This window comes from Candidatus Pelagibacter sp. Uisw_092, assembly GCF_047729545.1.
Lineage (GTDB): Bacteria > Pseudomonadota > Alphaproteobacteria > Pelagibacterales > Pelagibacteraceae > Pelagibacter.
On record NZ_CP159824.1, the window covers coordinates 279,466 to 303,560 of the forward strand.

Annotated in this window: 24 protein-coding genes and 1 riboswitch; of the genes, 14 read left to right on the plus strand and 10 right to left on the minus strand. The window is 30.3% G+C overall.

Going from position 1 to position 24,095, the window contains the following annotated elements; genetic code table 11:
• The first annotated feature begins 32 nt into the window (after positions 1-32).
• The 3 genes from ABXT63_RS01455 to ABXT63_RS01465 all read left to right on the plus strand — a co-directional run bounded on the left by ABXT63_RS01455 (position 33) and on the right by ABXT63_RS01465 (position 3,366).
• Positions 33-1,364: a branched-chain amino acid ABC transporter permease gene (locus ABXT63_RS01455; protein ID WP_415321927.1), complete on the plus strand. Its 1,332-nt coding sequence runs from the start codon at positions 33-35 to the stop codon at positions 1,362-1,364.
• A gap of 75 nt (positions 1,365-1,439) precedes the next feature.
• Positions 1,440-2,603: an MFS transporter gene (locus ABXT63_RS01460; protein WP_415321201.1), complete on the plus strand. Its 1,164-nt coding sequence runs from the start codon at positions 1,440-1,442 to the stop codon at positions 2,601-2,603.
• A 1-nt stretch (position 2,604) separates the two neighbouring features.
• Positions 2,605-3,366, plus strand: a complete 762-nt coding sequence (locus ABXT63_RS01465) for a sulfite exporter TauE/SafE family protein (RefSeq protein ID WP_415321203.1) — start codon at positions 2,605-2,607, stop codon at positions 3,364-3,366.
• A 56-nt stretch (positions 3,367-3,422) separates the two neighbouring features.
• On the opposite strand, the gene ABXT63_RS01470 is transcribed toward ABXT63_RS01465, so the two are convergent.
• From ABXT63_RS01470 to ABXT63_RS01495, 6 genes are all read right to left on the minus strand, one after another.
• Positions 3,423-4,607 (minus strand): ABC transporter substrate-binding protein, encoded by a 1,185-nt coding sequence (locus ABXT63_RS01470; RefSeq protein ID WP_415321205.1) that lies wholly within the window; start codon positions 4,605-4,607, stop codon positions 3,423-3,425.
• Between the two features lie 75 nt (positions 4,608-4,682).
• The gene (locus ABXT63_RS01475) at positions 4,683-5,540 is read right to left on the minus strand and encodes a DMT family transporter (protein ID WP_415321207.1); all 858 of its coding nucleotides are present in this window, start codon (positions 5,538-5,540) and stop codon (positions 4,683-4,685) included.
• 4 nt (positions 5,541-5,544) lie between these two features.
• The gene (locus ABXT63_RS01480; RefSeq protein ID WP_415321209.1) at positions 5,545-7,026 is read right to left on the minus strand and encodes an aldehyde dehydrogenase; all 1,482 of its coding nucleotides are present in this window, start codon (positions 7,024-7,026) and stop codon (positions 5,545-5,547) included.
• A complete protein-coding gene (locus tag ABXT63_RS01485) occupies positions 7,027-7,812 on the minus strand; it encodes an alpha/beta fold hydrolase (RefSeq protein WP_415321211.1) in 786 nt (261 codons plus the stop codon).
• A 4-nt stretch (positions 7,813-7,816) separates the two neighbouring features.
• On the minus strand, positions 7,817-8,404 hold the full coding sequence (locus tag ABXT63_RS01490) for an amino acid synthesis family protein (protein ID WP_415321213.1): 588 nt from the start codon (positions 8,402-8,404) through the stop codon (positions 7,817-7,819).
• Positions 8,404-9,570, minus strand: a complete 1,167-nt coding sequence (locus ABXT63_RS01495; protein WP_415321215.1) for an LLM class flavin-dependent oxidoreductase — start codon at positions 9,568-9,570, stop codon at positions 8,404-8,406. The genes ABXT63_RS01490 and ABXT63_RS01495 overlap by 1 nt, the downstream gene beginning before the upstream one ends.
• Before the next feature lie 164 nt (positions 9,571-9,734).
• Here ABXT63_RS01495 and ABXT63_RS01500 point away from each other — a divergent pair, with 164 nt between their 5' ends.
• Positions 9,735-10,481 (plus strand): racemase, encoded by a 747-nt coding sequence (locus ABXT63_RS01500; protein WP_415321217.1) that lies wholly within the window; start codon positions 9,735-9,737, stop codon positions 10,479-10,481.
• Here ABXT63_RS01500 and ABXT63_RS01505 read toward each other — a convergent pair.
• The 3 genes from ABXT63_RS01505 to ABXT63_RS01515 all read right to left on the minus strand — a co-directional run bounded on the left by ABXT63_RS01505 (position 10,478) and on the right by ABXT63_RS01515 (position 12,455).
• Positions 10,478-11,092: a YjbE family putative metal transport protein gene (locus ABXT63_RS01505; RefSeq protein ID WP_415321219.1), complete on the minus strand. Its 615-nt coding sequence runs from the start codon at positions 11,090-11,092 to the stop codon at positions 10,478-10,480. The two genes, ABXT63_RS01500 and ABXT63_RS01505, sit on opposite strands and share 4 nt — an antisense overlap.
• A gap of 62 nt (positions 11,093-11,154) precedes the next feature.
• Positions 11,155-11,679, minus strand: a complete 525-nt coding sequence (locus ABXT63_RS01510; RefSeq protein ID WP_415321221.1) for a tetratricopeptide repeat protein — start codon at positions 11,677-11,679, stop codon at positions 11,155-11,157.
• Positions 11,680-11,681: 2 nt separating this feature from the next.
• Positions 11,682-12,455 carry a 5-oxoprolinase subunit PxpA gene (locus ABXT63_RS01515; RefSeq protein ID WP_415321223.1) on the minus strand — a complete coding sequence of 258 codons (774 nt, stop codon included), beginning with the start codon at positions 12,453-12,455 and terminating at the stop codon, positions 11,682-11,684.
• Positions 12,456-12,482: 27 nt separating this feature from the next.
• Here ABXT63_RS01515 and ABXT63_RS01520 point away from each other — a divergent pair, with 27 nt between their 5' ends.
• The 10 genes from ABXT63_RS01520 to ABXT63_RS01565 all read left to right on the plus strand — a co-directional run bounded on the left by ABXT63_RS01520 (position 12,483) and on the right by ABXT63_RS01565 (position 23,286).
• Complete coding sequence (locus ABXT63_RS01520) at positions 12,483-13,169, plus strand: allophanate hydrolase subunit 1 (protein WP_415321225.1); 687 nt, start codon at positions 12,483-12,485, stop codon at positions 13,167-13,169.
• A complete protein-coding gene (locus tag ABXT63_RS01525; RefSeq protein WP_415321227.1) occupies positions 13,162-14,115 on the plus strand; it encodes a biotin-dependent carboxyltransferase family protein in 954 nt (317 codons plus the stop codon). The genes ABXT63_RS01520 and ABXT63_RS01525 overlap by 8 nt, the downstream gene beginning before the upstream one ends.
• Positions 14,102-14,995 (plus strand): DMT family transporter, encoded by an 894-nt coding sequence (locus ABXT63_RS01530; RefSeq protein WP_415321229.1) that lies wholly within the window; start codon positions 14,102-14,104, stop codon positions 14,993-14,995. Before ABXT63_RS01525 ends, ABXT63_RS01530 begins: the two co-directional genes overlap by 14 nt.
• A gap of 24 nt (positions 14,996-15,019) precedes the next feature.
• A riboswitch (glycine riboswitch) is annotated at positions 15,020-15,109 on the plus strand.
• A 77-nt stretch (positions 15,110-15,186) separates the two neighbouring features.
• Positions 15,187-16,293 carry a glycine cleavage system aminomethyltransferase GcvT gene (gene gcvT, locus ABXT63_RS01535; RefSeq protein WP_415321230.1) on the plus strand — a complete coding sequence of 369 codons (1,107 nt, stop codon included), beginning with the start codon at positions 15,187-15,189 and terminating at the stop codon, positions 16,291-16,293.
• Positions 16,290-16,670 (plus strand): glycine cleavage system protein GcvH, encoded by a 381-nt coding sequence (gene gcvH, locus ABXT63_RS01540; RefSeq protein ID WP_415321232.1) that lies wholly within the window; start codon positions 16,290-16,292, stop codon positions 16,668-16,670. Before gcvT ends, gcvH begins: the two co-directional genes overlap by 4 nt.
• A complete protein-coding gene (gene gcvP / locus ABXT63_RS01545; RefSeq protein WP_415321234.1) occupies positions 16,671-19,529 on the plus strand; it encodes an aminomethyl-transferring glycine dehydrogenase in 2,859 nt (952 codons plus the stop codon).
• Positions 19,530-19,541: 12 nt separating this feature from the next.
• Entirely contained in the window at positions 19,542-20,786 is a 1,245-nt protein-coding gene (locus tag ABXT63_RS01550) for an NAD(P)/FAD-dependent oxidoreductase (protein WP_415321236.1), read from the plus strand.
• A complete protein-coding gene (locus tag ABXT63_RS01555) occupies positions 20,779-21,546 on the plus strand; it encodes a DUF1365 domain-containing protein (RefSeq protein ID WP_415321238.1) in 768 nt (255 codons plus the stop codon). Before ABXT63_RS01550 ends, ABXT63_RS01555 begins: the two co-directional genes overlap by 8 nt.
• Positions 21,546-22,724, plus strand: a complete 1,179-nt coding sequence (locus tag ABXT63_RS01560) for a class I SAM-dependent methyltransferase (RefSeq protein WP_415321240.1) — start codon at positions 21,546-21,548, stop codon at positions 22,722-22,724. Before ABXT63_RS01555 ends, ABXT63_RS01560 begins: the two co-directional genes overlap by 1 nt.
• A gap of 13 nt (positions 22,725-22,737) precedes the next feature.
• Entirely contained in the window at positions 22,738-23,286 is a 549-nt protein-coding gene (locus ABXT63_RS01565) for a DUF3833 domain-containing protein (RefSeq protein WP_415307962.1), read from the plus strand.
• Here ABXT63_RS01565 and ABXT63_RS01570 read toward each other — a convergent pair.
• Entirely contained in the window at positions 23,283-24,044 is a 762-nt protein-coding gene (locus tag ABXT63_RS01570) for an SDR family NAD(P)-dependent oxidoreductase (protein WP_415321242.1), read from the minus strand. The genes ABXT63_RS01565 and ABXT63_RS01570 overlap by 4 nt on opposite strands.
• Positions 24,045-24,095 lie beyond the last annotated feature (51 nt).

The window sequence follows — 24,095 nt, forward strand, 5'->3', positions numbered from 1 at the left end:
AGTACTTAAACGTAATTACAGCCTACACAATAATGATGGGTTTAATTATCTTAGTTGGAATATTTCAATCATGGAATGTTGCTCTATCAATTTTTAATATGTGTTTGATTTCTGCAGTGATGACCATGGGTGCAAATATTCAATGGGGATATGCGGGTTTAATTAATTTTGGTCTCATGGGTTATGCGGCATTAGGTGGATTGGCTGCAGTTCTAATATCAGCTGAACCTGTACAAGAAGCATGGGTTGCAGGCGGTTTTAATATTTTAATGTGTTTATGGTTAATAGTGGCAATGATATTTGCAATTCGATTTGTATTAAAATATTTTGAAAAATCAAAAATTAGAACTTATGGTATTGCTGCAATTATTATTGCTGGAATTGTTATTATAAGAATAACATCAAAGTCAAGCATTGAAGCTATTGAAAGTGTTAACCCAGCAACAACAGGGTTTCTTGGAGGATTAGGATTGCCAATTATGTTCTCTTGGATTATTGGTGCTTTTTTTGCTGGAGGTTTAGCTTTTGTAGTTGGAAAAGTTGCACTTGGGTTACGTGCAGATTATTTAGCTATTGCAACACTACTTATTTCTGAAATTGTTATAGCTATCATTAAACATGAAGATTGGTTAACAAGAGGTGTTAAAAATGTAATAGGACTGGATCGACCAGTACCTTATGAGGTTGAACTTCAAACAAAGGAATGGTTTATAAATTTAGTTGCAAATTTTAATTCTGGAAAACTAAATTTAATCTCAAGTATTACTGATAAGCAGGCGGCTCTTAATCAATTAGTTATTGAAGGATCATCAGTATTTGTAAAACTTTGTTATTCAGGGTTGTTCTTAATGGTAGTTATAGCTCTTTTAATAATTACTCAAAAAGCTCTTTATTCTCCATGGGGAAGAATGATGAGAGCAATAAGGGACAACGAAGAAGCAGCTAATGCTATGGGTAAAAATGTTGTTAAACAACATTTGTTAATTTTTATTTTAGGATCAGCAATTGTTGGAATTGCTGGTGCAATGCTAGTTACTCAAGATGGTTTATTTACACCGGGTAGCTATAGACCAATGAGATATACTTTTTTAATCTGGGTTATGGTTATTGTTGGAGGAAGTGGAAACAATTTTGGTGCCATATTAGGTGGTTTTGCGGTCTGGTTCCTATGGATTGAGGCAGCACCAATCGCATTATTCTTAATTAATTTATTTACTGCAGGTTTAGCAGACACACATTCACTGAAAATTCACTTAATTGAAAGTGTTCCATATTTTAGATATTTAATGATGGGTATGGGTCTTTTACTGATCATGAGGTATCGACCTAAAGGTATACTTCCAGAGAAAATCGAAATAAAATAAATTTATTATGAAATATATTATACTCGGAGCTGCAGTAGCATGGGCTATGTACATCGGTGATAAATATTTTTTTTAATGAATAAAAATTTATGGCTACTAATTTTAAGTCAGATTTTTGCTTTTACAGCAGCACCGGTAACAGTTTTTTTAAGTGGAATAATTGGTTCCCAGTTTAGTCCAGTAAAATCTTTAGCAACTCTTCCGATGGCCTTATCAATTGTGGGTGTAGCAATTTTTGCAATCTTTGCAGCGAAGGTTATGAGCATAATTGGCCGAAGAGCAGGATTTATGTTTGCATCAGTTGGCAGTTCATTATCATCTTTACTTGCTGCTTATTCTATAATCAGTGAAAGTTTTATTTTATTTAATTTTGCATGTTTTCTACTTGGAGCAGGAGTAGCTTTTAGTCATCAATATCGTTTTGCAGCTGTTGAAACTGTAAAAAAAGATATGGCACCAAAAGCTATTTCAATAATATTGTTAGCAGGGATAGGTTCAGCTTTTATAGGGCCTAATGCAGCTAATCTTTCAAAAGAAATTATTTCTGGTCATTTATATGCTGGATCTTATATCGTGCTCGCCGCATTAACTCTTACATCAACAATTTTTTTAATGTTTTATAAAGATAGGCACAAACCAAATAATATTAATAAAAAAACTTCACGTAGCTATTTAGAGTTAATTTCTCAACCAAGATTTTTACAAGCATTAATTGCCTCAGCTTTTGCTTATGCTGTAATGGCATTTTTAATGACAGCCACACCAATAAGTATGCATGTAATGGAAAAAATAAGCTTAACTAAAACAGGGCTAGTAATCCAACTGCATATTGCAGCAATGTTTTTACCTTCACTGGTTACAGGTAATTTGATTAGAAAATTTGGACATAGTAAAATAATGTACACTGGTACCTTATTATTTTTAATAACAGTTTTAACTAGTTTCTTTGATCAAAATTTTACTAATTACTTAATTGCATTAATATTTTTAGGATTTGGTTGGAACTTTTTATTTATATCTGGAACAAGTTTATTAGTTTTATCTTATAGGGAAAACGAAAAATTTAAGGCACAAGGATTTAATGATCTAATAGTTTATTCAATTCAAGCAACTGCAAGTTTATCTGCAGGAGTTTTCTTAACCTTAACAAGTTGGAAAACAATGAATTTAGTTTGTATAATATTTTTAGTTTTAATTATTTTGTCTACATTAAGAGCTGATTTAAAAGAAAGAAAGTAAGATGGATTTACTAGCTTATTTTCAACTCAGCTTAGTTGAAATTTATTTTGTAATATTTACCGTATTTATTGCGTCTATTATAAGGGGATTTAATGGCTTTGGCTTTTCAGCAACATGCATCTCAGGTTTTTCTTTTATTCTGCCTGCAATAGAAATAGTTCCAATTATCCTGATACTTGAGGTCATTATTAGTATTTTTATGGTTCCATATATATGGAATAAAATAGATTGGAATTTTGTTGTAAAACTATTATTTGGAATAATTATTGGCTCTCCTGTTGGTATTTATCTATTAAAATATTTAATTCCTGACGTCACACATCTATCTGTTTGTGTACTAATCATATTTTTTTCATTTTTATTAATGAGAGGCTACACAAATCAAAAGATTAATAACAATTATGGAAAATTCTTTACAGGAATAATTTCTGGAACATTAAATGGATTGACTACTTTAGGAGGAATGCCTGTTGCACTATTCTTATTGGTTACGAGCATTCAACCTGCAATAATCAGAGGTTCATTAGCAGCATTATTTTTCTTAACAGATATTTACGCTTTTGCTCTTATTTTTTTTGCTGGAATTGTAGATGTCACAACTATTTATAGAACTGTTCCACTGATTATTATTTTACCAATAGGTGTTTATATTGGAGATAAATTTTTTGTTAAAAGTAAAGAAGAGACTTATAGAAAAGTTGTTTTTTACTTTCTTATATTCATCTCGATATTTGGGTTTTTTAGGATTATCAGCAATTTTTAGATAAAAAAAACCCCCAGCAATTTTCAATGCTGAGGGTTTTAAAATTAAGATATTAATTATCTTTGTTTTTTATTTTTAAATTTTCCACCTTTGATTTCTTTTTCTAAGAAAGAACCTTCAGCTTCACCAACGCTAGTAAAAGAAACTCCAGTTGCACCTTCGTAGTCAACTTTTTTACCTTTAGCTAATAAATCTAAACCTTTTTTAAGTTCACCTGGATAAATTTTAGTTCCAGGACCGTTAGCAACATCCATTACATTCTTAGCAATAGAAGCTCTATCAGCTGATCCACCTGCTTGCATCGCTAGAATGATTAAGGCTGCTGCATCATAAGACTCACCAGTATAAGGTCCAGACGAGTCGATACCGGCTGCTTTAGCAACAGACGCAAAAGTACCTGCTGTTTTTTCATTCATAGAACCAGGCATTGAACCAAAAGATTTATTTAAATCTTTTCCAAAAGCATCAGTTAACGAGTCACCAATCATACCATCAGATAAAATAAATTTATCAAATGCACCAGAGTCTAAAGAACCTTGAATAATTCCTTTTCCACCTTGGTCTAGGTAACCAATTACTGCTACTGCATCACCACCTGCTGACGCTAAAGTAGCTACTTCAGATGAGTAATCAGCTTTTCCATCTTCATGAGCAGATACAATTGTTACTTTAATACCATGAGCTTTTACAGCTGCTGCATAAACATCAGCTAAACCTTTTCCATAGTCATTGTTAGTGTAAGTAATCGCTACACTTTTGATTCTTCTGTCTTTAGTAATATCAGCTAAAATCTGACCACCTCTAGCATCAGATGGGGCTGTTCTAAAAAAGAAACCCTTATCATCTAAAGCTGTAAGTCCTGGCGAAGTTGCTGATGGTGAAATCATTACTACACCATTTGGTACAGCAACATTAGATGCGATAGCACCAGTCACACCTGAACAGTCAGCACCCATAATTGCTGCAACACCCTGTGCGATAACACCTTCTGCTGCTGCTGTTGCTGCTGCTGAATCAACACAAGTTGAGTCTGCTCTTACTACTGAAATAGTTTCTCCACCTAATAGCGAACCTGAATCTGAAGCTTCTTTAAATGCAAGCTCAGCAGATGCAGCCATAGCTGGTGTTAGAGATTCAATAGGACCAGTAAATCCCAAGATAATTCCCATCTTAACTTCTGCGAATGTATTCGTTGTAAAAGTAGAAACGAATATAAATGCAGCAATAAATAGTTTTTTCATTATTTTCCTCTTTGATTGTTAATAATTTATAAAAATCAAATTAAAGACTATTTAAATGAATTTTCAATAGGAGAATTATCTAATTTTTTGAAGCTGATAGACTGAAATAAGCACAATAGCCCCACCAATAGTACTTAATATCGTTGGAATTTCTCTAAAAATTAAGAAAGTTAGAATTAAACCAAATATTGGAAATAGAGAATAGAAGGGCATAACTTTATTAACTGAATAAAATTTATAGAGATAAAACAAAGAAGTATGAGCAATAACGGAGACAGTTACTCCATTATGAAGCAAAAGAAACCACGTGTTTATATCAATATCTTTTAAATGATTAATTGTATTTCCTTCAGTAAAAATTGAAAATATTAAGAGAGTAATAAAGCCTGTAAGTCCCATGATCATATTTGAAAACTTTACATCAACTTCTTTGATGTACCTTGATAACACATTTGCAATCCCATAAAAAAAAGCAGAAATGCCACATAAAAAAAGTGCATAAATTTCTCCTTTTAAATTTGGGTCATAACCAATTAGAAAAATTCCAAAAAAAGAAATAAGTATTAGTATCCATTGTTTCGTACTAACTTTTTCATCAAGAAAAATTGAGCTCACAAGAATAGCAAAGGGTATTGCTAGTTGAGCTCCAATAATAATAGGAGCAACTAAAGTTGCATTACCCAATGATAAATTTAAAAAAAATATAACTCCAAAGCCCATAGTTAATGAAAAACCTATTAAAGGAAAAAAATATTTTTTATCTGGGATTTTAAATTTACAAAATGGAATGAGAAAAATAAAAAGTATAAACATTCTTAAGGATCCTGCTAACATAGGTGGTAAGGATGTATTTAAAGTAAGCTTGTTTACTGGATATGAACTTCCAAAAATAAACATAATAAATAAAACTAAAAAATAATGTCGTGTAGTCAAAAAATTAACCCATTGTAAATGGGTCTGTCATCGGCTGTTCCGAAGAATTATACCACGTTGTCTTTATTCTTGTATATTCTTTAATAGATTCAATTCCAGCTTCTTTACCGTAGCCACTATCTTTAATTCCTCCAAAGGGAGCCATGGGTGAAATTAATCTATATGTATTTACAAATACTATTCCTGCTCTCACTGCCTTTGAAACTCTCATGCCTCTACCAAGGTTTGACGAATAAACACCAGAGGATAATCCATATTTATTATCATTCATTAATTTAATAGCCTCTTTTTCTGTATCAAATTTCATAACAGATAATACTGGACCAAATAATTCATTTTCAGCAGTAGGTAGGTTATGATTTTTACACTCAATTATTGTAGCTGGAAAATAATAGCCTTTATTAGATATATCAGATCTTTTTCCTCCACATCTAATTTTTCCACCTTGTTCAATAGTAGCTTTAATATTTCTTTCAATATTTTCTAATTGTTTGAGACTATTTAAAGGACCCATTTGAGTATCTTTATCCATCGGTGCACCCAGTTTTATCTTTTCAGCTTTTGTGATTAACTTATCTAAAAATTCATCATAAATTTTTGATTGAATATAAAGTCTTGATCCAGCAATGCAGCTTTGACCGCTTGCACCAAAAATGCCAGCAGTAATTCCATTAAGTGCATTCTCTTGTTCAGCATCATTAAATACTACAACAGGACTTTTTCCACCTAGTTCTAAACTTACTTGTGATAAATTTTCAGCTGAATTTTTTACAATATGTTTGGCAGTTTCTGGACCACCTGTGAATGCAATTCTCTCAACAAGATCATGTGTAGTTAGAGCCTTACCACAAGGCTCACCTAAACCAGTGATTATGTTAACTACTCCTTTTGGTATTCCTGATTTTTCAACTAATTTTGCAAATTCTAATAAAGTTACAGGCGCAAGTTCGGATGCTTTTATTACAACGGTATTTCCCATGGCTAATGCAGGGGCAAGTTTAACAGCTGTTAATAACATTTGGGAGTTCCACGGAATGATTGCAGCAACCACACCAATAGGTATTCGAGTAGTTGTTACTTGCATGTCTGGCTTATCAATTGGTACGACTGTTCCTTCAACTTTATCAGCAAGACCTGCAAAGTAATCATAGTATTCAGCAATATAATTAGCTTGTATTTTAGTTTCTCTAAAAATTTTTCCTGTATCAATAGTTTCTATAGTTCCAAGATGTTCAGAATTCTCTCTTAATTGATTTGCTAGAGACCTTAAATATTTAGCTCTATCTCTTGGATGTAAATTAGACCAGGAGTTATCAAAAGCTTTTTGTGCAGCCTTAACTGCTTTATCTACATCTTTTGCATTTGCTTCAGGTACAGTTGCCCAAACTTCGTTATTCTCTGGATTTAAAGTTTCAATAGTTTTACCAGACTCAAACTCAACCCATTGACCATCTATATACATTTTGAAGTTTTGAATTTTTGTCATTTAATTATTAATAAAATTTTGAAGATTTATATTAACATCATCTGCACACTCTATACTACAAAGATGTTTCCCATTATTTATTTCAGTAAAACTTGAATTTATCAAATCATTAGATAAGGATTTTGACATCTCAACTGTTGAACCTAAATCATTTGATCCTGTCATCACCAGAGTTTTAGTTTTTATATTTTTAATCATACCAATATCATCTTGATAATAAGCAAATAGTTTATAGGCTTTTAAAAAATTTAAATGATCTTCATCCTTTTTTGTTAAGATCTTTATAAATTGATCATAAATTTCTGGATGGTTATTTAAGTATTGATCTGTGAACCATCTTTTTAGTGCTTGTTTTGAAATAGGTTTATTTAACTTAGCTTGCTCAAATCTTTCTATGACTAAACTTCTTTGTTCCATAGTTCTTTTGTATGTAGTCCCAAGCAATGTTAAGGTCTTTAATCTATCCTGAAATTTTGAAGCAAAGTCTAATGCAACTAATGAACCTAGAGAGAATCCAATTAGATTAATCTTATCTACTTTCAAAAATTGCAATAAACTATCTAATTGGTTTGAAAAATCATTCAAAGTAACTTCCCCTTTATCATAAGGAGTTTTTCCATGACCTAACAAGTCATAAGTAATTATTGAATGATCCTTTAAAAATCTAATTTGAGGTTCCCACATTCTATGATCTAGCCCCACACCATGAATGAATACTAATGGATCTGTATTATTATTATTAATAAATGAATAATAATTTTGATTTGAGTCAAAATTTTGAGACATCCAATTATTTAGGGTCTAGTCCCATTTCTTTCATATCTTGGTATCTGTCACCAGTTCTTGCATGAGCTCTTCCACTCGAGGCTCCACCGATAGCAATAACGATTTCATCATTAAAAGGAGCATCATGAATTGTGAATTCATGAGTTAAATAATAAGGCCTTAGACCAGAATCTGTTTTATGCATCATTGGAATAGACATCTTTGATCCAGCAGGACCCCTAGTATTAGTAAAGCTTAAGTAAGAAGTTCCACCAACAGCATCTCTAAATTTATTCCCAAATCTTAATGTATGAATAAATGCGGATGCATGTTCAATTTCACCATTCAAACCAACAGTTCCAGCTTTTCCATACGCTAAAATTTTTTCAGGAGAGCCCATTTCTTTTATTAATTCTGATACTAGAATAATACCTAATTTGGGAGCTAAATCTAAAATGATTGGTTTAAGATCATCGACAAAACCTTTTCCACTCCATGGATTTTTAAATACAGCAGCAACGGAAACCATTAAAACAGGTTCTTTAGCTTCTTTACCACCTTCAATAAAAGTCTTATCTACAAATTTTGTAAACTTTCTAAGTTCTAGTTTCATTAACTAGCCTTTTCTATATTTGAATTACCTAAATTAATCTTTGGTATAACCTCTTCATTAAACAACTTTATACTTCTCATGCAAGCTTCATGATCCATTCCAGGAAAATTAGACCAAACTTGAAGGTTTTGTAAATTTAATTCAGACTTTAATTCATTTATTTTATTAACAACATACTCAGGTGTCCCAAATAATAAATTTCTTTTATGTAGAAAGTCATAATTAAGCAAATCTAATTTGTGTTTTGTTTCTGGTAATTCTTCTCCTGGATTCATATGATTACCCAAACCTCTCCAATGACAAACCCATTTCATGTAATTAATAATATGTTCGCCAGCTAATTTTTCAGCTTCTTCCATAGTTTCTGCTATAAACATATCTCTAACTAAAGATATACCTTCTCCAAGTGGCACTTCTCTATTTTCAGTTTTTGATTTTGCATCTCTATAAATTTCAAATCTAGTTTTTAAAGCTTTTACAGTTGGTATCCACATTATGGTATTTAATCCATTTTGTGCTGCCCATTCAATTGATCTTGCACCGTCAACAACCTGCCATATAGGTGGATGAGGTAGTTGTTTTGGTTTTGGTACTATACTAATTTTTTTTATTTCATTAGTTTTTGTATCAAGAAATTCTTCACTAGGTGGACTCATGTCATGTTGCCAATTAAATCCAGGTGTAGGGTAGTTATAAAATTCACCTTGGTGACTAAAAAATTTTTCAGTCCATGCTTTTTTCATTATGGTTAATGATTCATCAAACAATCTAAAATTTTTTGCCTGATCTTTTAAGTCAGCCTCTTTGTTCATGTTGATAGCTTCTCTTCCATAAATTCCTCTTCCAATACCAACGTCAACTCTCCCACCTGATAGTTGATCCAATAAAGCTATGTCTTCTGCAAGACGTATTGGATTATGAAAAGTAATTACATTACAGGCCTGACCAATTCTAATTTGTTTAGTTCTTGCGGCTGCATCTACTCCCATCATTAAAGGGTTTGTACAAGATTCCATTCCTTCATGATTAAAGTGATGCTCAGTATACCAAATAGAGTCCCAATTATTTTCATCACAATAAGTAGTGATTTCTTGGGTTTCATTTAATAGTTGATCGTATGGTTTATGGTCCCAATTAGTAGTGTTACAAAAATATCCAAATTTCATTCAAACCTCCTTAAATAGTTAAATTTAAAGACGACTGATCCCACTTTCGTATTCTTTAGTACCGTTTAAACCTTAAGTAACGACGAGTTATGTATCGCTTATAAGAATATGTTAAATTAACTAGATTAAATAATCAATATATTTATTCTACGATTATAAATATTATGGAATCAAAGAAAATAGACCCAAAATTTAACAAGTATCAAAATCCTAAAATTGGGCTCATAGCCCTTGCTAGTGACTATATGATTGAAAAAGACTTTATTAGAATAATTAAGGATAAAAAAGTAGACTTCTTTGTTAATAGAATTGAGTGCTTTAATCCATTAACAAAAGAAAATTTAATTAAGATGTCTGAAAAGGTTACAGAAGTAACAAAAGATATTCTTCCTAACGAAAAAATTGACTGTGTTGCTTATGGCTGTACATCTGGGACTATTGCAGCAGGATATGAGGATATCGAAAAAAAAATAAAAAACGCAAAGCCAGAAGCTATTGTTACAACTCCAAGTACAGCATCGATTAAAGCACTTAAAAAATTAAATATTAAAAAAATTGCAATTTTCACACCTTATTCAAAAAAACTAAATGATGAAGTGTTAGATTTTTTTAAAAACGAAAATTTTGAAATTAAAGCAAATTCTTATTTTAATATTGAATCAGATATAGATATAGGAAAAGTTGATCCTAACTACCTATATGAAGTCCTTTCAAAAATGGATTTAAATGGAGCTGAAGCTTTGTTCATTTCATGTACAGCGTTACCAGCCTTATCAATAATTGATAAATTAGAAAAAAAACTCAATATAACTGTACTTTCAAGTAATCAAACTTTAATTTGGGACACACTGAATTCGATTAAAAATAAAGAAACAACTAAAGGTTTTGGAAAAATTTTTGAAGTTAATTAAAAATATTGTTTAAAAGTTTCATTAATTGATAAAACCCCATAATCATTTAATCCACCAATTATTAACTGAAGTGCCACTATTAAAATAAATCCTAAACCTATATAAGCTATCCATAAGTTTTTCTGAATATAATTTGCTAAATATGTGGCTAAAGCTCCAGTTAATACAACCGACAAAACAAGTCCAAATATCATAAAACCAAAGTAACCTTTTGCAGCACCAACAACACCAATTACATTATCAAAGCTTATCGTAATATCTGCAAATAAAACTTTATAAATACTTTTTACAAATGAAGGCTCTGTTGATTTTTTTACAGGTGATTTAATCTTATTCTTCATTTCAACTAAATCTTTTCTTAAATCATTAACAATCCAAATTAGAAGTAGCCCACCTAAAATTTTAATATAATAAAATTCAAATAGGTAAGTGGCAAAAAGTGCAAAAATAATTTTAAAAACTAAAGCTCCAGCAACACCCCAGAGAATTATTTGCTTTCTATTCTTTGGTACAAAGTTAGCGGCAATTAAGCCAATAATGATAGCGTTATCAGCAGCTAAGATGATATCTATAAAGATGATTTGGGTTAAAATTATGAATTCTTCTATCAATTTGTTTTTATAATATTGAAAATCTAAAATAATTCAATGTAAACTATAAATATTTTTTAAAATTAATATTTAGAACTTCCTTGCTCTATTGTCATTTTAAGCTCTTCAAATTCATCACATTTACAATTTTCTAGTATTTTTAAACGATCTTTAGCCTTATCAATTCTATTAGTTCGCACATAAAGCTCTCCAAGGTATTCGTTAATACCAATGTGTTGAGGATCTATAGCTAATCCTTGCTCATAGTAAATTTCAGCCATAACAAAATCGCCAACCTTTCTATATGAATAGCCTAAATAATTAAGTATATCTGGTTTATTAGGAAACTCATTGTTAGCAATTATTAAAAATTTTATAGCATCATTAAATCTTTTTTTTGCTTTTTCTGATTTTCCTTTTTTATCATATTTTTTTGCTTGTTTAATTGCGTTAGTAGCTTTTTTAAAATTACTATTCTTGATTTCTAAAAAGGAGTAATCTTCAGAACCCCCCTTACCAACATCTGTATCTGTTGTAGTTCCAGCCGAATAAACAGGACAATTAAATAAAAATGTTATTAAAAGAAGAGTTAAATATTTTTTAATCATAACTATATAAACTTAGTCATTTTATTTAAAGGTTTCAATATTAAACCATTATTAACTAAATTATCTTTAATAGATTTTGCAACTGATAATGAACACTCATTGTCACCATGTATACAAACCGAATCAATCTCACAAGGTATCTGTTTGCCACTGAAACAATTTATAGCCTGATTTTTAACCATATTTAATACATGTTTCTTTGCAAGATCTGGATCAGTGATTAAAGCATTTGGTTTTTTTCTAGAGATCAAATTACCGTCATCCTCATAATTTCTGTCTGCAAATATTTCACAAGCTATTCTCATACTATTTTTTTTAGCAGCAACTTCCATTTGTGAGCCAGTTGGGACAAGGTAAATAATATCTTTATTAATTTCTTTAATAGCTACCGCTAACGTTGTGGCTAATTCTAAGTCTTCACAAGCCATATTATTAAGTGCCCCATGCGGTTTAATATGGGTTATGTTTTCATTATGTTTTTGAGCAATCTTTTGTAATATTTCATATTGCTCAAAAATTAGTTTTTTTATTTCTAAAGAATTTAAATACATTCTTTTTCTTCCAAAGTTTTCAGGATCATTAAAAGAAGGATGAGCCCCCACACTAACACCATTTTTTTTTGAAATTTGAATAATAATATCCATTGTTTGTTCATCTCCCGCATGGAAGCCACACGCAATGTTGGCAGAATTTACAATATTAAGTAATTCTGGATCATTCTTGATAGAATGAAACTTAGATTTTTCTCCTAAATCACAATTGATATTAATTTCCATACTCTTTAGTCTGGAGTATAACATGGCATGGTTAAAAATATATCAAATCTTGGTGATGCAGCTGTATATTGTGATTTTGGCTCAGAAGTTAATGAAGCAATAAATGCAAGTGTCATAGATTATTTTCACCATATATCAAAATTAATAAAAGATAAAAAGATCGAAGGAATAACTAATTTAACACCCTCTTATAATAAATTAATCATTAGTTTTGATTTAACTATAACCAACTATAAAAAAATCAAAAATTTTATAGAAGGTGTAACTATTAATAGAGATATTAAAAATAATAATCAAAAAATTAAGATCCCAGTTTGTTGTGATGATGAGTATGGATTAGATTTTTTAAGGCTAATTGAAAAATTGAATATAGATAAAGATAAAATATTAGAACTGTATTTTGGCAAAGAATATTTTTGTTATATGACAGGTTTTATTGCTGGAATGCCTTTTTTAGGAGATCTTAATGAAAATATTAGATGCGATCGATTGGAAACACCAAGATTAAAAATGCCTAAAGGATCGGTAGGAATAACTGAGCAATTTGCAAATATTTATACTTTCGAAAGTCCTGGTGGTTGGAATATTATTGGTAATACCCCAAAGAAAATTTTTGATGATAAAAATTTAGATCAACCAGCTCTAGTAAATCCAGGTGATAAAGTAAATTTTTATCAAATAACAAAAGAAGAATATTTAAATTGGAATGAATAAAGCATATTTTGAAATTTTAAGAGCTGGAGTTAACACTACCATTCAAGATAAAGGTAGAAATCATTTATATCATGTTGGAATTGCAGTAAGTGGTGCAATTGACCAAAGAAATTACATATTATCAAATAGATTGGTTGATAATCAATTAAATGAGCCTGTAGTAGAGTTTGCATACCAAGGCCCTCTTTTAAAGTTAAAGAATGGAAAAATTAATTTTGCAATATCTGGAGATATTTTTTTTAAGATTATTAGAAAGAATTTAGTGATTGAAGATGGTGAGTGTTATAAAAGTTATATTTTAGATGAAGAGGACCAAATAGATATAATATCAACCAAAAATTCTACGTATGGATATTTAGCTGTTAATGGTGGTTTTGATCTAGAAAAAACCTGGGGCAGTTATTCCATAAATACTAAAGCAAATATTGGACCAAATGATGGAAAAAAATATTCCATAAACGATAAAATTTTTATTAAAAAAATAGATATCAAAAACGTAATAAATAAAAAAATAAATTATGAGTATTCAACTGATAGTATCATTAGAATTATTAAAGGTACAAATTTTGAGTATTTTTCTAAGAATGCAATAGACAAATTTTTTAAAGAAGATTTTTTAATCACAAATCTTGTCGATAGAATGGGCATAAGATTGAAAGGTCCTAAATTAGAAAATATAGAAAACACTAATATTAAATCAGAAGGTCTAGTAAGAGGAGTTATTCAGGTACCTGCTGATGGTAATCCAATAATAATGTTATCTGATCATGGAACAGTTGGAGGATATCCAAAGATTGGTGTAGTTATTGCTGCAGACCTTGATTTAGTTGGGCAATTAACACCTGGAACAAAAATAAACTTTAAGGAAGTAAGTCTTGAAGAAGCTCAGAATATATTTAAAGCATACACAGAAGATACAAATAAATATTTAAATGAATGTAATTAATAAAATTCCTGGTCCATTGCTGATTTTTATGGGAGCTTTAAGTTTAAGTTTTGGGGGGCTTATTGTAAAAAAATTTGAAGGCTCTACTGAATGGCAAATTCTTTTTTGGAGATCTTTATTTTTTACACTTACTGTTTTAACATTTCTAATAATTACCTATAAAAAGAAAACTTTAAGCTCTTTCTATAGGTCAGGATTACCGGGTTTTTTTGGTGGTATTGTATTATCATTTGGATTTTGTGGTTATGTATATGCAATGTCAAATACTTCAGTTGCTAATACTAATTTTATAATATCATTACAGATTTTATTTCTTGCAATTTTTGGTTACTTATTTTTAAAAGAAAAAATTTCAACAATCACCTTAGTTTCAATAATATTAGCAATAACAGGGGTTATTTTAATGGTTGGCAATGATCTGAGGCCAGGTAATCTTTCAGGAAATTTAGCTGCATTTACAATGCCTATCACATTTGCGGTTTTAATCATGATTGTAAGAAAATTTCCTACAGTAGACATGATTCCTGCTCAATTTGTTGCTGGAGTAAGTTCATGTTTAATAGGGTTAAGTGTATGCATTTACTATTCACATAATTTAATGGTTTCACCTAATGATATATTTTTAGGTTTTTTAGCAGGCTTTTTTCAAGTTGGTTTTGGTTTTATATTCATTACCATTGGTGCACGTAGCACACCTTCAGCAATGGTTGGAGTAATTATGCTATCCGAATCTGTTTTAGGGCCCGTTTGGGCTTTTTTATTTGCAGGTGAACGGGTATCATTATTCACATTAATTGGAGGTGCAATTATTCTATTTGCTGTCTTGCTTCAATTTTCATCGGTGCTTTTGTCTGATAAAAAAGAAAAAATTATTAATTGACTCTGACATACATCTGGTAGATTATTCTTGTATACGGGAGAGACTACAAACTATCGTAGCGCCGAAGGAGCAACCACCCAGGAATCTCTCAGGCAAAAGGACCGTAACATATTAACTCTGGAAAGAGATTAAGTTCTCGCCGACGGAATAAAACTCTCAGGCAAACATACAGATGGGTACAGTGAGTTAATATGGAAAATATAAAAACAGCACTTTACAATTTACATCAAAAGCATGGAGCTAAATTTGTTCCATTTGCTGGTTATCAAATGCCAATTCAATATTCTAAAGGAATTATTGAGGAGCATAAAAGTACAAGAGAAAATGCAGGTATTTTTGATGTGTCACATATGGGTCAGCTATTTATTAAAGGAGATGACACATTAGCAAAAAGTCTTGAAAGAATTTTTCCAGCTGAATTAAGTAACGCTAAGTTAAATCAGTCAAAATATAGTTTTTTAATGAATGAAGAAGCAGGAATTTACGATGATTTAATTATTACAAAAGTTGAAGGCGGTTTTAACATTGTATTGAATGCTGCTTGTAAGAATACAGATTTTAAACTTTTATCTAAATTATTAGAAAATAAGTATGAAATGATTTTAAGTGAAGAACTATCTCTTATAGCAATACAGGGTCCAAAAGCAGTCCAAATATTAGAAAAAATAATCAATGGAGTATCAGATTTAAAATTTATGAATGGTGATACATTTAACTATCTTAAAGAAAATATTTACATCACAAGATCAGGCTATACAGGTGAAGATGGATTTGAAATATCTATAAAAAATGAAGATGCAGAAGTGTTTGTACAAAACCTCATAGATGAAGGGGCCAGTTTAATCGGGTTAGGTGCCAGAGATACCCTGAGATTAGAAGCGGGGCTTTGTTTGTATGGTCATGACATGGATATTAATAAAAGCCCAGTAGAAGCTAATTTAAAATGGGCAATATCAAAGAATAGAATTCTTGAGGGTGGATTTATTGGATGTGAAAAAATTAAATCTCAAATCGAGAAAGGGGTAAGCAAGATCCGTGTAGGTATTAAGCCAGAAGGTAGAATTATAGCTCGAGAAAAAACCTCAATATTTAGTGAAGATAATAAAAATATTGGGGAAATTACAAGTGGAACTTTCGGACCGAGTGTTCAGGCCCCAGTCGCTATGGGTTACGTAGAAAATTCATTTTCTAAAATTGATACTAAGGTTTTTTTAGAAGTGAGAGGAAAAAAATATCCGGCAATTATAAGTAATTTGCCATTTTATAAAAAAAGTTATGTGAAAGGAGCTAGCAAATGAGTGAAGTAAAATATTCAAAAGAACATGAGTGGATAAAATTAGATGGAGATACTGCTGTTATAGGAATTACACAACATGCAACCGAAATGCTAGGTGATATTGTTTTTGTAGAGCTACCAGAGGTAGGGTCCTCTGTTGTTAAAGATGGTAATGCTGGTGTTGTAGAATCTACAAAAGCTGCAAGTGATATTTATACTCCTGTATCTGGAGAAATTATCGAAAACAATCAAGCAATTGTTGATGATCCTGCAAAGGTTAATAACGATCCAGAAAATGATGCATGGTTTTTTAAATTAAAAATTACCGATAAGTCTGAAATGGATTCATTAATGAATAAAGAAGAATACGAAAAATTTTCAAAAGAAAGTGGTAGTTAAATGTTAAAAAATGCTCAAAAAGATTTTATACAAAGACATATAGGTCCATCCGTTGATGAACAAAATATTATGCTTAAAGAATTAGGCTATAAAAGTCTTGATGATTTGATAAAAGACACTGTACCAGAAAAAATCCTTCTTAAAGATGACTTAGATATTGGAGATCCAAACTCTGAATATAAAGCACTTAGAAAACTAAAAGATATAGCTAAAAAAAATAAAGTTTATTCTAGCTTTATAGGAATGGGTTATTATGGAACTTATACACCATATGTAATACTTAGAAATATTTTAGAAAATCCAGGATGGTACACTTCTTATACTCCTTACCAGCCAGAAGTAGCACAAGGTAGATTGGAAATGTTATTAAATTTTCAACAAATGATAATTGACTTTACAGGAATGGATATTGCTAATGCCTCTCTTTTAGATGAAGGAACAGCAGCAGCAGAAGCTATGGGATTAAGCTATAGAATATCTAAGTCTGAATCTAAAAAAGTTTTTGTTTCAAAAAATTGTCACCCTCAAACTATCGATGTTATTAAAACAAGAGCTGAACCTTTAGGTTTAGAAATAATAGTTGGTGACGAAGATAAAGACATTAAAGAAGATATTATATGTGGTATTATTCAATACCCTGGCACCCTTGGAGATATAAAAGACCCAAGTGAGGCTATTAGTAAAATACATAAACATAATGGAAAAGCAGTTCTTGCATGTGATTTGTTAGCACTTGCTAAACTAAAAACACCTGCTGAGTTAGGTGCTGATATTGCGGTTGGTAGTTCACAACGTTTTGGAATTCCAATGGGTTATGGTGGTCCACACGCAGCATTTTTTGCTACAAAAGATGAATACAAAAGATCAATGCCAGGTAGAATAGTAGGTGTTTCAGTAGATAAGCATGGAAAAAAAGCATACAGACTTGCACTTCAAACAAGAGAGCAGCATATAAGAAGAGATAAAGCAACGAGTAATATTTGTACTGCACAAGCATTATTAGCAATAGTCTCTGCAGCTTATGCTGTCTATCACGGTCCACAAGGTATTAAAAAGATTGCAGAAAGTGTCTCTCAACTGACTAAAAATTTTGCAGATAAACTAAAACAATCTGGTTATGAACTTTATTCAAATGATTTTTTTGATACGGTAACAATAAAAACTCTAGATAAAACAGAGAAGATATACAAAAATGCTTTAGATCAAGGAGTAAATATCAGAAAAGTGAATTCTGAACTGTTAGCAGTATCTTTTGATGAAAGAAAAAATCTTTATAGAGCAAATCAGTTATTAAAAATTTTTAATTGTTCAGAAACAATTAAAGAATCTATGAATGAAAGTTTGTCTAATATTCCTAAAAATTTATTAAGAACTTCAACTTATTTAGATCATCCAGTTTTTAATAGATACCATTCAGAAACAGAAATGCTACGTTATCTAAAAAAATTAGAAGACTCTGACATTGCCCTAAATAAATCCATGATTGCTTTAGGATCATGCACTATGAAACTTAATGCAGTTTCAGAAATGATACCAGTTACCTGGAAAGAATTTTCACAGCCACATCCTTTTTCTCCAGTTGAACAAATGGATGGTTATAGGGAATTATTTACAGATTTAAAAAACTGGCTAAGGTCAATTACTGGGTTTTCTGGAGTTTCATTACAACCAAATGCTGGAGCTCAAGGTGAGTTTGCTGGTTTAATGGTAATACGTAAATTTCATGAAAAAAATAATGAAACAAATCGTAATGTTTGTTTAATTCCAAGCTCTGCACATGGCACAAATCCAGCAAGCGCCCAAATGGTGGGTATGAAAGTAGTTGTTGTGAAATGCGATCAATATGGAAACGTAGACTATGAAGATTTAAAAAATAAAGCTGAAGAACATTCGGAAAATTTAGCTGCTCTTATGGTTACTTACCCATCAACACATGGTGTTTTTGAGGAAAAAATAACTGATATTTGTGAATTAATTCATAATCATGGTGGACAAGTTTATATGGACGGAGCAAACTTAAATGCGTTAGTTGGAATTGCAAAACCAGGTAATTTTGGACCAGATGTTTGTCATATAAATTTACATAAAACGTTTTGTATACCACACGGTGGTGGAGGACCTGGCATGGGACCAATAGCATGTAAAAAACATTTAGAAATATTTTTACCAAAGCATTCTGTAATTAAAGATTGTGGCCCAGTGACTGGAATGGGAGCAGTATCTGCAGCACCTTGGGGTAGCTCAAGTATTTTATCAATTTCATGGATGTATATAAAGATGATGGGCTCTGAAGGCTTAAGAAAAGCATCACAAGTTGCAATACTAAATGCAAATTACATTGCACATAAATTAAAAGACTCTTTTCCAATTTTGTATAAAGGTAAAAGTGGCAATGTAGCTCATGAATGTATCATTGATATTAGAACAATAAAAAGCGAAACAGGGATTACAGAAGAAGATATTGCAAAGCGATTGATTGATTTTGGCTATCATGCTCCAACAATGTCCTGGCCTGTTGCTGGCACCATGATGATTGAGCCTACAGAAAGTGAAAGTTTGAGTGAAATTGATAAGTTTTGCTCTACACTTATAAAGATAAAACAAGAGATAAATAAAATTCAGTCTGGCGAATATGACAAGACTGACAACCCATTGAGGAATGCGCCACATACTCACGTTGAATTATCATCCAATAAGTGGGATCATAAGTATGAAAGAGAAGAGGCCGCTTATCCTTCAGATTTTTTAAGGACAAATAAATATTGGCCTCCAGTTGGTAGAGTAGATAATGTTTATGGAGATAAAAACTTGTTTTGCACATGTCCATCTATGGAAGAGTACGAAGATACGGCGGCTTAGATATTTGCCAAGATGAAAATTGCTGTAGTAGGTGCGGGTATATCAGGATTGAGTGCTGCTTATTACCTATCCAAAAAACATAAAGTAGATTTATTTGAAAAAGAAAATCATTTTGGTGGTCATGCAAATACAATAAAGGTCGCTTACAAACCTAATAAAGAAATTCCAATAGATATTGGATTTATGGTTTTTAACAAGCAAACATATCCAAATTTAATTAATTTTTTTTCAGAAAATAAAATAGAGATTGAAAAAAGTGATATGTCATTTTCTGTCACTGTAGAAAATAGTGATTTAGAATATTGTGGAAAAGGATTAAGTGGGATTTTTTCCAATAAAAAAAACTTATTTAATTTAAAATTTATAAAAATGTTTTTTGAAATTTTAAGTTTTTATAAAAACTGTGAAAAAATAGAAATCAAAAAAATTAAATCAATAACATTAGGAGAATATTTAAAAGAAATAAAAATTTCAGATTATTTTGTTAATTATCATATAATACCAATGGTATCAGCAATATGGTCGATGCCACCATATGAAGCAACGCAAATGCCTCTATCTTTTTTTTTAAGTTTTTTCAAGAATCATGGGCTATTTAAAATTAAAGACAGACCTCAATGGTTTACGGTTGCAAATCGAAGTAAAACTTATGTTGATAAGATAATAGACCAAGTTAGTGGTGAACATTTTAAGAATTATAATATAAATAAAATTACCAGAAATGATTTAGGTGTTAAGATTTTTTATGGAGAGGAAAATGAGTTCTTTGATTATGATAAAGTTGTAATAGCAACCCACGCAGATGAAGCATTAAAGATAATTGACAATCCAACTCTAGATGAGGAGTCAATATTGAAAAAATTTAAATATAGAGCTAACACTGCAGTAATACATTTTGATGAAAGTATTATGCCTAAAAATAAAAAAGCATGGTGTGCTTGGAATTCTTCAATGGATTCAGCTAATAATGAAAAGACAGCTGTAACATATTGGATAAACCAGTTACAAAATTTGAAGATAGATAGAGATATTTTTTTAACAATAAATCCATTTAAAGAAATTCCAAATGATAAAATATTTAAAAAAGTATCATTTACTCACCCTTATTACGATACTGAAGCATTAAATAATCAAAGCAATCTACATAAAATTCAAAATCAAAAACATATTTTATTTTGTGGTAGTTATTTTGGTTATGGTTTTCATGAGGATGGAATAAAGTCGTCTATTGATATGTTAAAAACGCTGAATGATTAAAAATTCTTATATTTATACAGGAAACGTAATTCATAAAAGATTTAAGCCCAAAATTCATAGCTTCAATTATAGTGTATTTTCGCTGCTTATAGATTTATCAGAAATAAGCCTATTACACAAAACCCTAAAGATATTTTCATATAATAAATTTAATATTATTAGTTTTTTTGATAAAGACCATGGAGCAAGAGATGGAAGTTCTCTTAAGGACTGGGTTTTAGAAAATCTTAAAAAAAATAATATTGACACTAACAATATTCAAATAAAACTTTTATGCTACCCAAGAATATTTGGGTATGTATTTAACCCTTTAAGTGTTTTTTATGTATATAACAAAAATTCTGATTTAATATCAATATTATATGAAGTTAAGAACACATTTGGCGAGCAACATGTTTATATTTTTAAAACTGAAAAAGACCAAAATCTGATTCAACATGTGTGTAAGAAAAAATTTCATGTATCACCATTTATTGAGATGAATTGTATTTATTTTTTTAGGCTTTTAAAGCCTAGTAACAAAATATCTGTAATAATAGATCTCAATGATCCAGCTGGTAAAGTATTATATGCTTCACAGGATGGTATTAAAAGTGAATTGAATAATAAAAATCTACTTAAATCTTACTTAAAACATCCATTAATGACATTCAAGATCATTCTAGCGATACATTATGAGGCATTTAAATTATGGACAAAAGGAATTAAATTTATAAAAAAAAAAATAAAGATTAAGAATAATATTACTATCGAAAACTAATGTTAATTTATAAAATTTCAGACTTGATTGTGTTTAATGCGTTAAAAAGTATTAAGTATGGTTTTCTTGAAATTAAAAAAGTAAATGGTGAAGTTTTAAAGTTTGGCAACCCTGATGAAACTTTAAAAGTTTTTTTAGAAATTAAAGATAAAAGTCTTAACTATAATTTGATTAAAAGTGGTAGTATTGGTTTGGGAGAATCTTATATGAAAGATTTTTTTACAACAAATAATCTTTCTGATTTGATTGAGTTAACAGCAAAGAATATAAAAACCATTTATAAATTTTCTGGAATATTCGATTTGCCTTTTATCAATTTTATTAAAAATAAAATTATAAAAAATACTAAAAATAGGAGTAAAGAAAATATTGCTAAGCATTATGATTTAGGTAATGACTTTTTTTCATTATGGCTTGATAAAACTTTAACTTATTCCAGCGCTATATTTGAAAGCCCCAAACAAGAACTTTTTGAAGCTCAGAACAATAAATATCAAAAACTAATAAATCTAATAAAGCCTACAAATGGTAATAAAATTTTAGAAATTGGTTGTGGTTGGGGTGGTTTTGCTGAGTATTTAGGTACTAATTATGATGTCAAATTAGATTGTATTACTATTTCTAAAAAACAATTTGAATTTGCTAAAGAGAGAATTCATCGATGTGGACTTAATGAAAAAGTAAATATTCAAATTAAAGATTATAGAGATTTAAAAGATAAATATGATCATATTGCATCAATAGAAATGATTGAGGCTGTAGGTCAAAACTATTTAGACAGTTATTTTAATACGATTAAAAATAATCTAACACCATCAGGTACGGTGGGTATTCAAGCCATAACTATCGATGATAGTTTATTTAATAGATATAAAAATAAAAAAGACTTTATACAGCAGTATATTTTCCCAGGTGGCTTTTTGCCTTCAAAAAGTGAATTGCAAAATTATGTAGATAAAAATGGATTAAAATTTAGTGAGTATAATTCATATGCCAACCATTACTCTGAGACTTTGATTATTTGGAGAGAAATATTTAATAAAAAATGGGACTTAATTAAAAAACAAGGCTTTGATTTAAAATTTAAAAGAATGTGGGAATTTTATCTTTCATATTGTGAAGCCGGTTTTAAATCAAAAAATATAGACTTAATTCAATTTTCACTGCAAAACAAATAACAATAGGAGCGACATGATAAACTTTAAAACCATTAGATTAACTGTGTTAATAATTTCTTTATTCTTTACAGCAAGTTGTATAAACAATAACTCTATGAAGCCAACAGATTTCAAAAATACTGAACCAACTATGACTATAGAGCAATACTTTAATGGTCCGGTTAAAGCATGGGGTCTATTACAAGACCGTAGTGGTAAGGTTACTAGACAGTTTAAAGCAGATATGACAGGTAGTTTTGAGGGAGATATTTTAACTCTTAAAGAAGATTTTTATTGGACAGACGGAGAAAAACAAAATCGAATATGGAAAATCAAAAAGATTGATCAAAATTATTACGAAGGTACTGCCCCTGATGTCGTGGGTACAGCTAAAGGTTATCAATATGGATCAGCTTTTAAATTTGAATATGATTTAATGGTCCCATTTAAAGGAAAGAATATTAAAGTTTCTTTTGATGATTGGATTTTTAAACAAGATGAAGATGTTGCAATTAATCGTGCCACACTTACAAAGTTTGGATTTAAAGTTGGTGAATTGACAGTTTTCTTTAAAAAAAATTAATAATCAATCTTCTTCATACCTCTGGCAACTAACTTAAAATATAAACTGCTAGGTAGCATTTGAAGAAATTTTAAAAAATATGTAAAAGCTTTTGGAAAATGTATTTCAAATCCCTTTTTAATTGTTAATCCTTTAAAAATTTCATCTGCAGCAAACTCTGGAGTTTTGATCATGGGCATTGGAAAATCATTTTGATCAGTCATGGGTGTTTTAATGAAACCGGGACTGATTAACGAAACACGCACATTCTTCATTCTCATATCAAAGTTTAAGCTTTCAGCAAAGCTGGTAAGTGCTGATTTTGAAGCACAATATGCACCAGCTGCAGGCAATCCTCTATAGCCAGCAACAGAAGAAATTATAGATATCTGGCCATTTTTTTTCTCAGAAAAATAATCATAGATTGAATTAATTGAATTCATGGTTCCAAAATAATTAACTTCCATTATTTCTCTTATCTTATCTAAATTAAATTTTTTCTCTGATTTAGGATCATGCATTCCAGTGCCAAACACGCATATATCAATATTTTCAAATTGCTTGATTATACTTTCGGCTACTAATTTACAATCATCAATTTTAGTTACATCTAAGGGGAAAGGATAAATATTTTTATTTTCTTGATGAAGCTCTTGTAGTAAATTTTCACGTCTAGCTGATGCTGCTACCTGCCAGCCTTCATTAGCAAATTTTATAGATAACGCCCTACCGATACCACTACTAGCACCCGTGATCCAAATAACTTTTTTATCTTTCATGAACTAATGTATAGTACGTATATGCTTAAAAATAAAATTCTATCTTTTATA

Coding starts and splice junctions, on each gene's coding strand:
- ABXT63_RS01480 (WP_415321209.1), bottom strand. CDS start 7,026: ATGACAAAAATTCAAAACTTCAAAATGTATATAGATGGTCAATGGGTT.
- ABXT63_RS01515 (WP_415321223.1), bottom strand. CDS start 12,455: ATGGAAATTAATATCAATTGTGATTTAGGAGAAAAATCTAAGTTTCAT.
- ABXT63_RS01570 (WP_415321242.1), bottom strand. CDS start 24,044: ATGAAAGATAAAAAAGTTATTTGGATCACGGGTGCTAGTAGTGGTATC.
- ABXT63_RS01550 (WP_415321236.1), top strand. CDS start 19,542: ATGAAAATTGCTGTAGTAGGTGCGGGTATATCAGGATTGAGTGCTGCT.
- ABXT63_RS01510 (WP_415321221.1), bottom strand. CDS start 11,679: ATGATTAAAAAATATTTAACTCTTCTTTTAATAACATTTTTATTTAAT.
- ABXT63_RS01525 (WP_415321227.1), top strand. CDS start 13,162: ATGAATAAAGCATATTTTGAAATTTTAAGAGCTGGAGTTAACACTACC.
- ABXT63_RS01530 (WP_415321229.1), top strand. CDS start 14,102: ATGAATGTAATTAATAAAATTCCTGGTCCATTGCTGATTTTTATGGGA.
- ABXT63_RS01490 (WP_415321213.1), bottom strand. CDS start 8,404: ATGAAACTAGAACTTAGAAAGTTTACAAAATTTGTAGATAAGACTTTT.
- ABXT63_RS01565 (WP_415307962.1), top strand. CDS start 22,738: ATGATAAACTTTAAAACCATTAGATTAACTGTGTTAATAATTTCTTTA.
- ABXT63_RS01520 (WP_415321225.1), top strand. CDS start 12,483: ATGGTTAAAAATATATCAAATCTTGGTGATGCAGCTGTATATTGTGAT.
- ABXT63_RS01465 (WP_415321203.1), top strand. CDS start 2,605: ATGGATTTACTAGCTTATTTTCAACTCAGCTTAGTTGAAATTTATTTT.
- ABXT63_RS01495 (WP_415321215.1), bottom strand. CDS start 9,570: ATGAAATTTGGATATTTTTGTAACACTACTAATTGGGACCATAAACCA.
- gcvH (WP_415321232.1), top strand. CDS start 16,290: ATGAGTGAAGTAAAATATTCAAAAGAACATGAGTGGATAAAATTAGAT.
- ABXT63_RS01555 (WP_415321238.1), top strand. CDS start 20,779: ATGATTAAAAATTCTTATATTTATACAGGAAACGTAATTCATAAAAGA.
- ABXT63_RS01500 (WP_415321217.1), top strand. CDS start 9,735: ATGGAATCAAAGAAAATAGACCCAAAATTTAACAAGTATCAAAATCCT.
- ABXT63_RS01470 (WP_415321205.1), bottom strand. CDS start 4,607: ATGAAAAAACTATTTATTGCTGCATTTATATTCGTTTCTACTTTTACA.
- ABXT63_RS01485 (WP_415321211.1), bottom strand. CDS start 7,812: ATGTCTCAAAATTTTGACTCAAATCAAAATTATTATTCATTTATTAAT.
- gcvT (WP_415321230.1), top strand. CDS start 15,187: ATGGAAAATATAAAAACAGCACTTTACAATTTACATCAAAAGCATGGA.
- ABXT63_RS01560 (WP_415321240.1), top strand. CDS start 21,546: ATGTTAATTTATAAAATTTCAGACTTGATTGTGTTTAATGCGTTAAAA.
- ABXT63_RS01455 (WP_415321927.1), top strand. CDS start 33: ATGATGGGTTTAATTATCTTAGTTGGAATATTTCAATCATGGAATGTT.
- ABXT63_RS01460 (WP_415321201.1), top strand. CDS start 1,440: ATGAATAAAAATTTATGGCTACTAATTTTAAGTCAGATTTTTGCTTTT.
- gcvP (WP_415321234.1), top strand. CDS start 16,671: ATGTTAAAAAATGCTCAAAAAGATTTTATACAAAGACATATAGGTCCA.